13 protein-coding genes and 1 tRNA gene are annotated in these 14,307 nt (G+C 64.3%); 6 read left to right on the forward strand and 8 right to left on the reverse strand.

Features of this window, described 5'->3' with window-relative positions; all coding sequences use genetic code 11:
* The 4 genes from sucC to HMI59_RS16465 form a co-directional block, all read right to left on the reverse strand.
* Positions 1-1,170 (reverse strand): ADP-forming succinate--CoA ligase subunit beta, encoded by a 1,170-nt coding sequence (sucC, locus tag HMI59_RS16450; protein WP_021473631.1) that lies wholly within the window; start codon positions 1,168-1,170, stop codon positions 1-3.
* A 259-nt stretch (positions 1,171-1,429) separates the two neighbouring features.
* Entirely contained in the window at positions 1,430-2,119 is a 690-nt protein-coding gene (locus tag HMI59_RS16455; RefSeq protein WP_193591896.1) for a hypothetical protein, read from the reverse strand.
* Positions 2,120-2,141: 22 nt separating this feature from the next.
* The gene (gene pcrA, locus HMI59_RS16460; RefSeq protein WP_193591897.1) at positions 2,142-4,673 is read right to left on the reverse strand and encodes a DNA helicase PcrA; all 2,532 of its coding nucleotides are present in this window, start codon (positions 4,671-4,673) and stop codon (positions 2,142-2,144) included.
* Between the two features lie 88 nt (positions 4,674-4,761).
* Positions 4,762-5,607: an inositol monophosphatase family protein gene (locus HMI59_RS16465; RefSeq protein WP_193591898.1), complete on the reverse strand. Its 846-nt coding sequence runs from the start codon at positions 5,605-5,607 to the stop codon at positions 4,762-4,764.
* Positions 5,608-5,640: 33 nt separating this feature from the next.
* Between HMI59_RS16465 and HMI59_RS16470 the strand changes: the two genes are divergently transcribed.
* On the forward strand, positions 5,641-6,348 hold the full coding sequence (locus HMI59_RS16470; protein WP_227471423.1) for a hypothetical protein: 708 nt from the start codon (positions 5,641-5,643) through the stop codon (positions 6,346-6,348).
* Here the strand turns inward: HMI59_RS16470 and HMI59_RS16475 are convergent.
* A complete protein-coding gene (locus HMI59_RS16475) occupies positions 6,317-7,105 on the reverse strand; it encodes a DUF998 domain-containing protein (protein ID WP_193591899.1) in 789 nt (262 codons plus the stop codon). The genes HMI59_RS16470 and HMI59_RS16475 overlap by 32 nt on opposite strands.
* A 123-nt stretch (positions 7,106-7,228) precedes the next feature.
* Positions 7,229-8,005 (reverse strand): DUF998 domain-containing protein, encoded by a 777-nt coding sequence (locus tag HMI59_RS16480; protein ID WP_193591900.1) that lies wholly within the window; start codon positions 8,003-8,005, stop codon positions 7,229-7,231.
* Positions 8,006-8,111: 106 nt separating this feature from the next.
* Here HMI59_RS16480 and HMI59_RS16485 point away from each other — a divergent pair.
* From HMI59_RS16485 to HMI59_RS16495, 3 genes are all read left to right on the forward strand, one after another.
* Positions 8,112-8,184, forward strand: a tRNA-Arg gene (locus HMI59_RS16485).
* Between the two features lies 1 nt (position 8,185).
* A complete protein-coding gene (locus tag HMI59_RS16490; RefSeq protein WP_193591901.1) occupies positions 8,186-8,626 on the forward strand; it encodes a DUF6314 family protein in 441 nt (146 codons plus the stop codon).
* Complete coding sequence (locus HMI59_RS16495) at positions 8,623-9,021, forward strand: NUDIX domain-containing protein (RefSeq protein WP_193591902.1); 399 nt, start codon at positions 8,623-8,625, stop codon at positions 9,019-9,021. The genes HMI59_RS16490 and HMI59_RS16495 overlap by 4 nt, the downstream gene beginning before the upstream one ends.
* 57 nt (positions 9,022-9,078) lie before the next feature.
* Here the strand turns inward: HMI59_RS16495 and HMI59_RS16500 are convergent, their stop codons facing one another.
* Together HMI59_RS16500 and HMI59_RS16505 are read right to left on the reverse strand one after the other, a co-directional pair.
* Complete coding sequence (locus tag HMI59_RS16500; RefSeq protein WP_193591903.1) at positions 9,079-10,980, reverse strand: ABC transporter ATP-binding protein; 1,902 nt, start codon at positions 10,978-10,980, stop codon at positions 9,079-9,081.
* Positions 10,981-10,982: 2 nt separating this feature from the next.
* A complete protein-coding gene (locus tag HMI59_RS16505) occupies positions 10,983-12,644 on the reverse strand; it encodes an ABC-F family ATP-binding cassette domain-containing protein (RefSeq protein ID WP_193591904.1) in 1,662 nt (553 codons plus the stop codon).
* A 205-nt stretch (positions 12,645-12,849) separates the two neighbouring features.
* On the opposite strand from HMI59_RS16505, the gene HMI59_RS16510 reads away from it, so the two are divergent.
* Both HMI59_RS16510 and HMI59_RS16515 read left to right on the forward strand, forming a co-directional pair.
* Entirely contained in the window at positions 12,850-13,572 is a 723-nt protein-coding gene (locus HMI59_RS16510; RefSeq protein WP_021473642.1) for a hypothetical protein, read from the forward strand.
* Positions 13,569-14,276: a hypothetical protein gene (locus tag HMI59_RS16515; RefSeq protein WP_193591905.1), complete on the forward strand. Its 708-nt coding sequence runs from the start codon at positions 13,569-13,571 to the stop codon at positions 14,274-14,276. The genes HMI59_RS16510 and HMI59_RS16515 overlap by 4 nt, the downstream gene beginning before the upstream one ends.
* Positions 14,277-14,307: the final 31 nt, after the last annotated feature.

Consider the following 14,307-nt stretch of genomic DNA (forward strand, 5'->3'; position numbering starts at 1 on the left):
TTACTTAGCTGCGTTGGCGAGCTCGGCGGCCTTGTCGGCGCCCTCGTCCATGGTGGCGGCCAGGGTAACCAGCGGGTGGTTGGCCTCGGTCAGGATGCGGCGGCCCTCTTCGACGTTGTTGCCGTCGAGGCGAACAACCAGCGGCTTGTTCGCGGAAGAACCGAGCTCTGCCAGTGCGCCCACGATGCCCTTGGCGACTGCGTCACAAGCGGTGATGCCACCGAAGACGTTGACGAAGACGCTCTTGACCTGGGAGTCGCCCAAGATGACGTCAAGGCCGTTGGCCATGACCTCAGCGGAAGCTCCACCACCGATGTCAAGGAAGTTGGCGGGCTTCACGTTGCCGTGGTTCTCGCCGGCGTAAGCAACGACGTCGAGGGTGGACATCACAAGACCGGCACCATTGCCGATGATGCCGACTTCGCCGTCCAGCTTCACGTAATTGAGGTCCTGCGCCTTTGCCTTGGCCTCAAGCGGGTCAGCTGCTTCCTTGTCCTCCAGCTCAGCGTGGTGGACGTGGCGGAAATCTGCGTTCTCGTCCAGGGAGACCTTGCCGTCCAGGGCAACGATCTCGCCTGCACCCGTGCGGACCAAGGGGTTCACCTCAACCAGGGTGGCGTCTTCCTTCTTGAAGACGTCCCACAGCTTCAGGATCACATCGGAAACCTTGCCGCGGAGTTCTTCGGCAAAGCCTGCGGCTGCAACGATTTCATCGGCCTTGGCCTGATCGATGCCGACTGCGGGATCAATGGCAACCTTGGCCAGGGCTTCGGGACGCTCGACGGCGAGCTGCTCGATTTCCATGCCGCCCTCAACCGAGCACATGGCCAGGTAGTTGCGGTTTGCACGGTCCAAGAGGACCGAGAAGTAGAATTCTTCCGCGATGTCGGCACCCTGGGCGATCATCACCTTGTTGACGGTGTGGCCCTTGATGTCCATGCCCAGGATGTTGGTTGCGTGCTCAAGCGCCTCATCAGCGGACTTGGCAACCTTCACGCCGCCAGCCTTGCCGCGGCCACCGACCTTAACCTGTGCCTTGACGACAGTAACGCCACCGATCTTCTCAGCAGCTGCCTTCGCTTCTTCAGGAGTGTGCGCCACGATGCCGGCGAGCACGGGTACACCGTGCGCTTCGAACATATCGCGCGCCTGATATTCAAACAGGTCCACGGTTTAGTGTCCTTCTACGTCGAAGTAGTTTCTGTCCAGCCGGAACCGCGATGACGCGAAGCCAGCTGCGGAAAGTACGCAGCGAAAATCCGAATCAACGTCCGGTCACATTGCGTAAGGTCCTCTCGGAACTTTAGCCCTTTGAGGAGTCCCGCCCCTCCCACACTACCGGTTAAGTGAGTAAGCTTACACTTCTATGGAACGTAGAAAATCCCCGTGATAACGGGGATTTTTGGCCCTCCGGAAGCCCCGGCGGTGTTCAGGAAAGTTCCTTGAGGCTCCCGCGGACCGTCTTGCCGCCGTCGGAAACCAGCTGGTAGCCCTCGCGGCTGACGAAGAACGCCACCCCGCCGGAAACGTTTCCGCAGGCAACCCCGCTGTTGTAGGCCGAACAACGCAGGCCGTTGCGCTCAATGTTCTGCCCTTCGCTCAACTCCCGAAGCTGCGAGACGGGTCCGTCCTTGCTGCCTTTGGGGCCGAACTCCGCCTCCATCTGTGTTACGCCGGAGCGACACGAGCCGTACACGGCACTGTCCGGAGTCAACAAGACCGTGCCGCCGAGGTATCCCAGGCCGGTGCCGCCACAGTCATCGGCGACGTCATCCACCTCGGGCTTGGGGTACGCCGCCAGCTCGCAATGGACCACCGGAACCACGGCAAACTTGTTGTTGGCCGAGTCCGAGTAGCTGTTCGGCTCGTAGGGCACGTTGAGGTGGCCGCCCCTGGCCGACGTCATGGCACAGACGATGTTGCGGTCCGGCGTCACAAAGGCCGTTACGTCATTGCCTGCAGCCAGGGTGGTCTGCTCCGTGACCGGGACCTGCTTCAACTGCTCCAAGGGAGGCAAAGGCTCCGGCGGAACGTAGTTGGGATCCTTGGTGGAGAAGGAACACGCCGTGCTGCCCAGCAGGAGCAAGGCGGCAAGGATCCCCAATACAGTCCGTCGCATGCGACCAATTATGCCGTGGGTGTCACGCATCAAGCTTGGTCAGCGGTGCGTAACGCAGAAGCAGCCGCTTCTCGCCGACGTCGAACTTCACCTTCGCCACGGTCTTGTCCCCGGCGCCTTCGACGCCCAGCACCACGCCGTTGCCGAAGCTGGTGTGGTTGACCTTGTCCCCGACGGCCACGGAAATGACTTCCTTTTGCGGCTGCACTCGGGTGCGTGCGACGGCGGCCGGAACGTCGGCGTCGAAACCCGCCGTTGGGCTGGCGGCAGCGCCGCGCGAGCCTCCCGCACCCCAGAATGACCCGCCGTATTGCTTGGACCCGATGGGCGCGTTGCCCCACCCTCCCACCTGGCGGCTGGTTCCTTCACGCTTCCAGTCCACCAACTCCGAAGGAATTTCCTGCAGGAACTGGCTGGCCGGGTTGTACTGGCTCTGGCCCCACATACTGCGGACCTCGGAGCGGGTGACATACAGCCGCTGACGGGCACGCGTGAGGCCTACGTAAGCCAAGCGGCGCTCCTCAGCGAGTTCCTTCGGGTCCGTGGCCGAGCGCTGGTGCGGGAAGATTCCGTGCTCCATGCCGGTCAGGAACACCACGCGGAACTCCAGGCCCTTTGCCGTGTGCAGCGTCATGAGCGTGACAACGCCCAGGCGCTTCGCCTCGGCAACAGCGGCATCGATGTCGGCGCCGGGGGCGTCCGGGATCTGGTCGGCGTCGGCAACAAGTGAAACCTGTTCCAGGAACTCACCCAGCGTCCCTTCCGGGTTGTCCCGCTCATATTCCCGGACAACCGCAACAAGTTCGGCGAGGTTCTCTACGCGGGACTCGTCCTGGGGATCGTTGCTGGCACGGAGTCCCGCAAGATAGCCGGTTTGTTCAAGGACGGCTTCCAACGCAGCCGACGCTCCCGAACCCGTAGCAACCTCGGCGAGGTCATCCAGGAGTTTCACGAAGCCCAACACTGCGTTCACCGAACGCGTGGCCATTCCCGGTGCCTGGTCCGCCCGGCGGGCAGCGTCCATAAAGGAAGTCCGGTCACGCTCTGCGAGGGCGGCAATGGCACCCTCCGCGCGGTCTCCGATCCCGCGCTTGGGTTCGTTCAACACGCGGCGCAAATTGACGTCGTCGTCCGGGTTCACCAGAACACGCAAGTAAGCCAGGGCGTCCTTGATTTCCTTGCGTTCGTAGAACCGGGTGCCGCCCACAACCTTGTACGGCAAGCCGACGCGAACCAACACATCTTCGATGGACCGGGACTGCGCGTTGGTGCGGTAGAAGATGGCCACATCGCCCGGACGCAGCCCTTCCTCGTCCTGCAGCCGGTCGATCTCCTTGGCGATGAACTGGGCTTCGTCGTGTTCGTTTTCACCGACGTAGCCAATGATTTTCTCGCCGTCGCCCTCGGCCGTCCACAGCCGCTTTTCCTGCCGGTTGGGGTTCCGGGAGATCACCGCGTTGGCTGCGCTGAGGATGTTCTGGGTGGAGCGGTAATTCTGCTCCAGCTTGATGGTCCGCGCATTCGGGTAATCGTGTTCGAACTCCACGATGTTGCGGATGTCCGCGCCACGGAAGGCATAAATGGATTGGTCGGAATCGCCCACCACCGTCAGTTCACTGGGGGCCACATCCGTGTCAGTGCCCAGTCCCACGATCTCCCGCACCAAGGCGTACTGGGCGTGGTTGGTGTCCTGGTATTCATCCACCAGGACGTGCCGGAAGCGCCGCCTGTACGACTCCGCGAGCGCCGGGAATGCCCGGAACATGTAGACGGTCTGGGCAATAAGGTCATCGAAGTCCATGGCGTTTGCCTGCCGCAAACGTTGCGTGTAGCCCTTGAAGACCTCGGCGACCGCAGTTTCGAAAGGATCGTTGTAGTTGGCCGAGGACGCGAAGGAATCATCGTCCACCAGCTCGTTCTTCAACGCCGAAATCTTGTGCTGGATTGCCTTGGGCGGGAACTTCTTGGGATCCAGGTCCAGGTTCTTGGCCACGAGCGTGATGAGCCGCAGGGAGTCCGCGGAATCGTAGATGGAGAAGTTGGAGTTCAGCCCGACGTTGGCCGCCTCACGCCGCAAAATGCGGACACAGGAGGAGTGGAAGGTGGAAATCCACATGGCCTTGGCCCGGCCGCCCACCAAGGCTTCGATACGTTCGCGCATCTCCGCGGCGGCCTTGTTGGTGAAGGTGATAGCCAGGATCTCGCCATGATGCGCCCGCTTGGTGGCGATCAAGTAGGCAATGCGGTTACTGAGGACGCGGGTCTTGCCGGAGCCGGCACCTGCCACGATCAGCAGGGGGCTGCCGGCATGCTTCACGGCTTCTTCCTGCTGCGGGTTCAACCCCTGGAGAAGCGCATCGGCGGCCGGCATCCCGCCGTCGTGATGACCCCAGCCGCCCGAGCCGGGGGCCTCCCCCGGGCCGCTGTTGTCCGTTCCCACCCGGGCGCCTCCCGCACCACCACCGGGGCGGGAAAGCTCCGGCGCAGCCTTGACTGCGGCCCGGGGGCCTGCGTTGAAGGGTCCGTCTGCGTATGGGTCAAACAACATATCCATGGTGCCTACCAGTCTAGGCGGTGGGTCTGACACTCCTTGGCCCGGGCCCGGTCCGTGGACGGGACCGGGCCACTGAAAGCCAGGCGAACTAAGCGAACTGCGGCACTGAGGTAAGGGCCGCGCTCAACTCCTTGACCGCCGTCGAGCCTCCCGCCACGAACCAATTCAGCCCGTTGACCTGCACCACCGCGGTGTCCCCGCCGGCAGCCCGGACGATCGCTTTGCCCGGAAGCCAGTCCCATTCGGGGCAGCTGTGTTGGAACCAGCACCCGAGTTCACCGTCGGCGACGCGGCCAAGGTCACAGGATCCTGAACCGAACATCCGCAAGGATGCTGCGGTGATGGCGGCTGCATGCCACGGCATGGCGGTTCGGGGGTCGGCGAGCCAGGTCGGATGGATGTACGTGGCCGCGCACAGTTGGCTCACTGAGGTATCACCCGAACCGGAGATCGCTTCGCCGTTAAGGGTTGCTGCGCGTTCTTCGCCGCCGAGCCAGAGCTTGTCCGTTTCGGGCTGGTAGATGGCGCCGAGGATCACGGAAGGATCCGCCACGGCATTGCCCCCGTGGTCCGAATCGTTCCTTTTGAGGGCTATGGCCGAGCACCAGTAAGTGGAGCCGTGCAGGAAGTTGTACGTGCCATCCACGGGATCGATCACCCACGTCCGGCCACTGGTCCCGGCTACCGATGCGCCCTCCTCGCCAAGGATTCCGTCATCCGGCCGGCAGCGGCGCAACTGTTCCAGCACGTAGGCTTCAGCGGCCCGGTCGGCTGCAGTGACGACGTCGGACACCGAGGTTTTGCGTTCGCCCTGCAGGCCGCCCATCCGCATCAGGAGCGCGAGCTGGCCTGCCTCGCGGACCAAAGCGCTGGCCAGTTGGTAATCGTCGAGGGATGGATCGAGTTCAGTTGCTGTGTGCCTGCCGATGGTCATGGTTCCAGCTTATGTGGCGGGATAATGAATCACATGGCCAAGACCCCAGCGCAGCGCATCAAGAAACACGGAGCAAAGGCAGTGGTTCCGGAACACTCGTTGCCGCCCGTCATTAATCCCACCACCGCCCGGACGCCCCAAAAGGCACAGAGCAACTCGAAACTGATTGTCATCGCCGGCGTGGTGGCCAGCCTTTTCCTGTTCTGGTACCTGCACCTGCTCACCCTGAACCAGATGACCCAGTTGTCCGGTGGCCTGGCCATGCCCGACTCGCTCATCGGAGGCTTCTCGCAGGACTACATCGCCCAACTGCACGCGGCCATGGACGAGGACGCACGCGGACAGTTGAACTACGTGCACAAGACCGCCGGGACCCTGTTTCCGCTGATTTTCGGTTTCAGCTGGCTCCTGCTCATCGGCACCAACGTTGCCCGTAAAGCATGGCGGTGGGCCATGTGGGCGGCTCCCCTGCTTTTTGCCGTGGCGCATTTGTGGTCGAACGTCGCCATCGATTCGGTACTGGCAGCGGAAGCGCCCGACGCCGGTTCGGTGGCCGTGGCGTCGGCGGTCACCGTTGCGTCGTGGGTGCTGTTCCTTCTCAGCTTGCTGTGTGGTGTGGCTGCGGTGTTCCTTGGGCGGAAGGATTCTGCTGCCTCCGCCGGACGGCCGGACGCTGCTAAAGGGCGGAACGCTACTGGAGGGCCGGACGCTACTGGAGGGCCGGGCGCCGCAAAGTCCTGACTGCCCTGCGTTCCTTGGTGACACGGCGGGCCACCACCAGGCCCACCAATGACAAGCCCAGGATGATGGGGTACGCCATGGTGCGTTCGATAGCGCCGGCCTCTTCCACCCGCAACTGGACTGCCAGGACGTAGATCGTGGTTCCAAGGGACACCACTCCGAATAACAGGACCATCCAAGACATCTGCGTGTGCCCCCGCCACACCAGGCCCAGGACCACCAGGGCCAGCGGTCCGGCAATGAAGTACATGCCGGCGCCGGTCAGATGCAGCGCGAGGTCCGTGTCCTCAGGGACCAGGCCCACCATTGCCTGTCCGATCCCGGCAACGAGGACCAATGCACGTACCGCCCACGCCGCGATCCAGGGAAAAGCCTCGGCGGACCTGCCTGCCATGGCTGGCGTGATGGCTCGCTGCCCGTGCTCCGCTGCCACGGACAATACGGCCGAACTCAGCAACACTGCTCCCAGCACCATGGCCACTCCTTGAAGCACGAACGAGGCGTTCATCAGCCAATTCAGGGGCGAACAGACCTCGTAGCCGTTGAACGGGCCACAGTGTGCTGCCCCTAAGTCGCTGATGACGTGTTCGCGCCGGTCGTAGCCAGGGTTGCCACGCCACGCAGCCATCGCAATCGCTTCCACCACGAAGTAATGGATGAGCGTGATCGCCGCCCAACCTCCAACAAGCTCGCGTCGCCCTGCGAGGTCCGGCAAAAGCCCCCGTTCACCGCCCCGCGGACCAGCCGCCGTCGTCATAGCGCCAAGGATAGACCTGGGCCGTGCACGACGCAGCCCTTGTGAGCATGGTTCTCGCCCGTTTCCGGACCTGTGTCGCTACCGTTCCCGCCCGTCGCACCCGTTCCGGACCTGCGAGCACCCCTACCGGGCCTGCAGGGCACGGAAACGCCGTTCCCGATGCACGCGTTGCGCGATCACCAGGCCCGCCGCAGCCAACCCGACGGTCACCGGGTACGCCATGAACCGCTCCAGCAAACCCGGCTGGGGCACATCCATGGCAGTCACGCCGCCAACAACCAGGGCCCCGACGGACACAACACCGCAAGCGGCAAGGAACCAGCTCACCGGAGTTTGCTTCACCCAGAGGAAGCCAAACAGCAGCAACGCGAACCCGCCGCCGATGAAGAACATGAGCGCGCCGGCCAAATGCCAGGGCGAGCCATAGTCCTCGGGAACCAGGCCCACGATGATCGTCCCCACGCCGGCAACACCCGTAAGGATCCGGATAGCCACGGCAAGGATCCACGGCTTGGCCAACACCCGCACGGAATTGGTGTGGAAGCGCCGGGCAGGAACCCCCGGTCGGGCGGCAACGCACAGCAGGCCCGCTGTCAGGAACAACGCACCCAACACCAGGGCCAGTCCCTGCACAACAAAGGACACGTTCATGAGGAGATGCAGGGGTGAACAAACGTCGCGGTCCTCGTAGACCCCGCAGGACACGGCACCGAGGTCGCTAATGAATCCGGTGGCGCGGCTGTAGGGCTCCGGGCCCGCCCATGCCTCGATCACAGCGGCCTCCGCCACGAAGTACTGGACAACGCTCAGTTGCGCCCAGCCACCGATCCCTGCCCGGATGCTCCGAACGTTCGGGAGGAAAGTTCCGGCCACTTCCGGCGCAGTCGCTTGTCCTTTCATGTCCGCCAGCCTAGCGGTGTTCGGGCACTGCCCCGGCAGCTTGTATGCTTGTAGTCGTGTCCGGGCCTTGGACCTCTCCGCGGAGGAATCCAGGACCAGGAAACATGCCCTCGTAGCTCAGTGGATAGAGCACGGCTCTCCTAAAGCCGGTGTCGTTGGTTCGATTCCAATCGAGGGCACTTGAAGGACCATCAGCCGCCGGAGGACTTGCTGGCCTACCTGGCCGGCGAATGGTCCGTGGAACGAACCCTTCTGGACCGCGCCACCGGCACCCGCGGAACCTTTACCGGCGTCGTGCGTTACACCAGGAACCCCGACGGCGGACTGGACTACCGCGAAGACGGAACCATGCACTGGCCCACGCACACCGGCCCCGCTTTCCGTGAGTATGTCCTGAAACCCGGCGCCGACCGGCGCACCCTGGACGTGTTCTTCCCTGATGGCCGTCCTTTCCACGTGATGAGCTTCTCCGGCCTGGCCACGGACAAGCACTGGTGCGACCCCGACGACTATCACGTCCGCTATTCCTGGCAAGGACCGGATGCCTTCAGCTTCACGTGGGACGTCCACGGCCCGGCGAAGGACCTGCTGCTGGAATCGCACTTGGAGAGAGCGCAATGAACGTGATCGTGGTCAGTGCCGTCTGTGTCTACAACCGGGCCGGCCAACTCCTGACCGTTCGCAAGCGGGGCACCGAAAAATTCATGCATCCCGGCGGGAAGCCCGAGGCCGGCGAGAATGCCGCGGAGGCAGCATCCCGCGAGCTGCTGGAGGAAGTCGGCATCTATGTGGCGCCCGCGGACCTCGAGCCCTTGGGCGTTTGGCATGCCGTGGCCGCCAATGAGGAAGCCACCACCATCGAGGCCACGGTCTTCACGGCGCCCGGCATCTGGGAGGCGCACCCGTCAGCGGAGATTGCTGAGATCCGTTGGCTCGATGTGACGGAGCCTTGGCCGGAGGACCTCGCACCGCTGCTCACGGACCACGTCCTCCCTGCCCTCGAATCCCCGAAGTAACTGGCATTAGGGGTTGTTCTGAGGGCTCAGAGCAACCCCTAATGCCAGTCAGTTGGGCTAGAACTCGCGGGCCACGGCCGTAGCTTCGGCGAACTGCGTCCGGTAGAGCTCCGCATAGCGTCCGTCCGCCGCAAGCAACTCCGTGTGCGTGCCCCGCTCCACAATCCGGCCGTCCTCAACCACCAGGATCGCATCCGCGGCGCGGATGGTGGACAAGCGATGGGCAATCACGACGGCGGTGCGCCCCTCGAGCGCTTCTCCCAAGGCCGCTTGGACGGCGGCTTCATTGGTGGAGTCGAGTGCGGCTGTGGCCTCGTCGAGGATGACGACGCGCGGCTGTTTGATCAGGAGCCGGGCGATGGTGAGGCGTTGCCTTTCGCCACCGGAGAGCCGGTAACCGCGCTCCCCCACCACAGTTTCCAGGCCATCGGGAAGGGAACGGATCATGCCTTCCAGGCGCGCCCTGCGAAGCACGTCCCACATGTCCTCTTCCGTGGCGTCCGGCCGTGCCAGGCGGAGGTTGGAGGCGATGGTTTCGTGGAACAAATGGCCGTCCTGCGTGACCATTCCCAAGGTGTCCCGCAGCGAATCGAAGCGGACATCGCGCACGTCCACGCCGTCCCGGGCTTCTGTGCCGCCCAGCCGTACTGCACCGGAGTCGACGTCGTAGAGGCGGGAGAGCAGCTGGGCGATGGTGGATTTGCCGGCGCCCGACGATCCCACCAGCGCCACCGTCTCCCCGGGTTCGACGCGGAAGCTGACGCCGTGAAGGACTTCTTCGCCGCCGCGGGTATCAAGCGTGGCTACGTCCTCAAGGGAGGCCAGGGACACCTTTTCCGCGGAGGGGTAGGCGAAGCGCACGTCGTCGAACTCAATGGCCACCGGCCCCGGCGGAACGGTGACGGCGTCGGGCTTTTCCGTGATGAGCGGCTTCAAGTCGAGGATTTCGAACACGCGCTCAAAGCTGACCAACGCACTCATGATCTCCACGCGGGCATTGGACAGCGAGGTGAGCGGTGCGTAGAGGCGGGTCAGCAACAGGGCGAGGACCACGACGTCGCCCGCCGCCAACTGGCCGCCGATGGCCAACCAACCGCCAAGCCCGTAAACCAGGGCCAAAGCGAGGGCGGAAACCAGGGTCAGCGCCGTGACGAAAGTGAACTGCAGCATGGCCGTGCGGATGCCGATGTCCCGCACACGGCCTGCACGGGCAGCGAACTCCCGTGATTCCTCATCCGGGCGTCCGAAAAGCTTCACCAACGTAGCGCCTGGGGCTGAGAACCGCTCGGTCATCTGGGTGCCCATGGCCGCGTTGTGGGCAGCAGCCTCGCGCCGGAGATCGGCCAGCCTGGAGCCCATGCGCCGGGCGGGAATGAGGAAGATCGGCAACAGGATCATGGCCAGCACGGTGACCAGCCACGAGGTGTTGAGCATGACCGCGAGCGTCAGGACAAGCGCCACCACGTTGCTGACGACCCCGGACAGCGTGCCGGCGAACGCGGACTGTGCGCCGATCACGTCATTGTTGAGGCGGCTCACCAGCGCGCCGGTGCGGGTCCGGGTGAAGAACGCGATGGGCATCCGCTGGACATGGTCGAACACGCGGGTGCGAAGGTCCACGATGACGCCCTCGCCGATGGTGGAGGACAGCCAGCGGGTCACGAGCCCAACGCCCGCTTCACCCACTGCGACCAGGGCGATCAGGACAGCAAGCCAGATCACCGTGCCAGCGCCGGCGTTGCCGATGATGGCGTCCACTACTTGCCCGGCGAGGACAGGGGTGGCGACGGCCAGCACGGCGCCCGCGATCGAGGCAAGGACGAACCCGATGAGCTTGCCCTTGTGCGGCGCGGCGAAGGCCATGACCCGTTTCAGGGTTTCCTTCGAGAACGGCTGCGAGCCGCTTTGGGCGCGGGTCAGTTTATGCAGCGAGCTCCAGGCAACGCCATCCATGCTCATGGTTACTTCTCCTGGCCTGGCGTGTGGTGCAGCTCCTGGACGCGGCCGTTTTCCAGGTGCCATCGGGAGTCGAGCCGGACGTTCTCCAGCAAGCGTCGGTCGTGCGTGACCAGCAGCAAAGCGCCATCGTAACTCTCCAACGCTTCCTCAAGCTGTGAGATCGCGGGCAGGTCGAGGTGGTTGGTGGGCTCGTCGAGCACCAACAGGTTCACGCCGCGGGCCTGCAGCAGGGCCAGTCCCGCGCGCGTCCGCTCCCCCGGAGACAGGGAGTCGACAGTGCGGGACGTGTGGTCCGCCTTGAGGCCGAACTTGGCCAGGAGTGTTCGGACGTCGGCGCTGTTCCAGTCCACGAGCACCGCTTCAACAGCGTCGACCAGCTTTTTGCCGCCGTCGAGCAGTCCGCGGGCCTGGTCAATCTCACCCACCGCGACGGAGGCACCCATGGAAGCATCGCCGTCGTCGGGAACGCGCGTCCCCAGCAGCAGCCGCAGCAGCGTGGACTTGCCGGCCCCGTTGGGGCCTGTGATGCCGATCCGTTCGCCGCCGTTGAGTTGCAGGCTCACCGGCCCCAGCGTGAAGTCGCCCTGACGTACGACGGCGTCCCGCAAGGTGGCCACGACGGCGCTGGAACGCGGCGCCTGGCCAATGCTGAACTGCAATTGCCACTCCTTGCGCGGCTCTTCCACTTCCGTGAGCCGGGCAATCCGCGACTCCATCTGGCGGACTTTCTGCGCCTGCTTTTCCGAGGATTCCGTACTGGCTGCCCTGCGGATCTTGTCGTTGTCCGGATTCTTCTTCATCGCGTTCCGGACGCCTTGGGAGCTCCACTCACGCTGCGTGCGTGCCCGCGCCACGAGGTCTGCCTTGGTGGAGGCGTACTCCTCATACCGTTCCCGGGCATGGCGCTTGGCAATGGCCCGTTCTTCCAGGAAAGCCTCGTATCCGCCGTCGTAAACGGCCACGGAGTTCTGCGCGAGGTCCAGCTCCACGATTGTGGTGACACAGCGGGCCAGGAACTCGCGGTCATGGGACACCAGCACGACGCCGCCACGCAGGCCCTGGACGAACGCCTCCAGCCGGGCGAGTCCGTCAAGGTCGAGGTCATTGGTGGGCTCGTCCAACAGGACGACGTCGAAGCGGCTCAGCAAGAGGGCGGCGAGCGCAACGCGTGCAGCCTGCCCTCCGGAGAGTCCCGTCATGAGGGCCTCGGAGCCCACTTCCAGGCCGAGGTCTGCAAGGACGGCAGGGATTCTTTCTTCAAGGTCGGCAGCGCCGGATGCCATCCAACGGTCGAAGGCAACCGAGTAGGCATCATCGGCACCGGGCGCCCCGGAACCCAGAGCCTCGGCCGTGGCTTCCATGTCCGCTGTTGCCCGCGCACAACCGGTCCGGCGGACGATGTAGGCGGCGATCGTTTCGCCTTCGGTGCGCTCGTGTTCCTGCGGCAGCCAGCCCACAAAAGCGTCAGCCGGGGCAAGGCTGACCTTGCCGCCCTGGGGCTGGTCCACTCCGGACAGGAGGCGCAGCAGCGTGGACTTTCCGGCACCGTTGGCGCCCACCACGCCCACGACGTCGCCGGGAGCAACGGTGAGTGACAGCTTGGAAAAGAGCGTGCGGTAGCCGTGGCCGCCGGACAGGTCCTTGGCAACCAACGTTGCAGTCATTCTCTAAATCCTCTCGCGGCCTGCCGCCGGTGGGCAGGCATGGAAAAACCCGCCGGTCCGGACTTGGGGGGTGTACGGACCAGCGGGTTCAAGAAACAAGCATAATTCAATGTGGCGTCCGCGTAAAATCGATTCGTACTCCCACTTCCGGCAATCTTTCAGAGCATGGCTGGAACCACCCTTACAGACCCGTAGAAAGTCCTTCATGCCCTTACAGTCCAAGGCGTTCCAGCGCTGGCTGCACAACGTTGCGCCCGACGCCAGCACGGCTGATGTCTGCAGGGTGTCCGGCATCAAACGCACCACTCTTGCCCAGCAGCTGGTCCGGGGAAAGGTGGCCGAGTCAACGCTGGTGAGCATCAGCCGGGCTTACGGCCTCAATCCGGTCCAGGAGCTGGCGACCTTCGACCTCTACGCGGTCCTGCACGGAGATCCGGTGCCTCCCACGCCCGCGGAGCTGGTCAGCCAGATCGCCACGATCGACCTTCTGCGTGCCGTGGTGCAGCGCAGCGAACCCGGGCAGGCTGCGCCGCCCGGACTCTCCGGGACACCGCACCCGACCGCGGTGCGCAACTGGGTGGACGCGATCGACGACGGCGAATTGCGGCACCGGGTCAGCGAAGCCACCGGGATTGCGCCACAAAACTTCTCCGCCCACCTGACAGCCAACCGCCTTCCGCCGGAACTGGCCATAGCCACCTCCCGGGCAGCAGGGGTGGGACCGGCCGGCGGACTGGTGGCCGGCGGGCTGATCACCGAAGCGGAAGCCGGTTGGCCGGCCGAAGGGCGCCAGGACGCACTGGACCGGATGACCCTGGGAGAGCTGGTGACCCTGGCCGGTGAACGCCTTCAGGCCCTCGGGAAGACCCTGCGGCGCCAGGAACAAGACCATGAACGAACTGAAAGAATTTGGGAGAACCTCGGATGACGGCTGTCCTGCCCTGGGCAACCCTGGTGATTTGCCTGGCAATCACAGTGGCGCGCATTCCCAGCGCGCTGCGCGGCGAGAACCGCGTGCTGTTCTACCTTTTCGCCCTGATCACCATGGATATCTTCCTTAGCATCGAGGCCCCCTACCTGGCCATCGACGCTGTGCTGGGGGGCATGAACGTCACCAACCTGATCCTGCGCTTCCTCCTCTACGGCACGTTCCTGTTGCTGGGCACCAAGGTCGCTGCCGGGTTCGACTCCAAGTCTGCCGGGCGGGCCATCCACGGGCCGTGGGGACTTGCGGTGTTGGGTGTCATCGCAGCCCTGACCACTTTCTTCTTTGTCATCACCGACACCCGGGGATCTTCCGTGGGCATGAACGGCCTGACATGGGGTCCATCCATGGAAGCCTACGCAGCGTTGGGGCGCTTCTACCCCGGGTACGTTGCCGCCTGCCTGCTCCCTGCCATCTGGCGAACAATCACGGGCCGCTTTCCTGCCCTGCTCCGGGGAGCGTCAGCGTTGCTGATGCTGGGCCTGACCCTGCTTCTGGTGTCCCAGTTGTTCCCCCTGATCCCTGCTGTGCACCTCTGGCTGCGTTCGGTGATCAACTACTCCGCTGTCCTCGCAACGTCAGTGGGGCTTGCAGGCATCTGGTTCTCCAAGGCCTATGCGAAGCGGAAAGCGCGTCGCACAACGTAAGACTTTCACAAAACCATTAGATCGTGGCACA

It is taken from the genome of Paenarthrobacter sp. YJN-5, assembly GCF_015040095.1.
In the GTDB taxonomy this organism is placed as follows: Bacteria; Actinomycetota; Actinomycetes; order Actinomycetales; family Micrococcaceae; genus Arthrobacter; species Arthrobacter ureafaciens.

Bases quoted from the DNA above. Each gene is read 5' to 3' on its own strand.
- pcrA (WP_193591897.1), bottom strand. From the start codon at position 4,673: ATGGATATGTTGTTTGACCCATACGCAGACGGACCCTTCAACGCAGGC.
- HMI59_RS16480 (WP_193591900.1), bottom strand. From the start codon at position 8,005: ATGAAAGGACAAGCGACTGCGCCGGAAGTGGCCGGAACTTTCCTCCCG.
- HMI59_RS16510 (WP_021473642.1), top strand. From the start codon at position 12,850: ATGCCCTTACAGTCCAAGGCGTTCCAGCGCTGGCTGCACAACGTTGCG.
- HMI59_RS16505 (WP_193591904.1), bottom strand. From the start codon at position 12,644: ATGACTGCAACGTTGGTTGCCAAGGACCTGTCCGGCGGCCACGGCTAC.
- HMI59_RS16515 (WP_193591905.1), top strand. From the start codon at position 13,569: ATGACGGCTGTCCTGCCCTGGGCAACCCTGGTGATTTGCCTGGCAATC.
- HMI59_RS16470 (WP_227471423.1), top strand. From the start codon at position 5,641: ATGGCCAAGACCCCAGCGCAGCGCATCAAGAAACACGGAGCAAAGGCA.
- HMI59_RS16475 (WP_193591899.1), bottom strand. From the start codon at position 7,105: ATGACGACGGCGGCTGGTCCGCGGGGCGGTGAACGGGGGCTTTTGCCG.
- HMI59_RS16455 (WP_193591896.1), bottom strand. From the start codon at position 2,119: ATGCGACGGACTGTATTGGGGATCCTTGCCGCCTTGCTCCTGCTGGGC.
- HMI59_RS16500 (WP_193591903.1), bottom strand. From the start codon at position 10,980: ATGAGCATGGATGGCGTTGCCTGGAGCTCGCTGCATAAACTGACCCGC.
- HMI59_RS16465 (WP_193591898.1), bottom strand. From the start codon at position 5,607: ATGACCATCGGCAGGCACACAGCAACTGAACTCGATCCATCCCTCGAC.
- HMI59_RS16495 (WP_193591902.1), top strand. From the start codon at position 8,623: ATGAACGTGATCGTGGTCAGTGCCGTCTGTGTCTACAACCGGGCCGGC.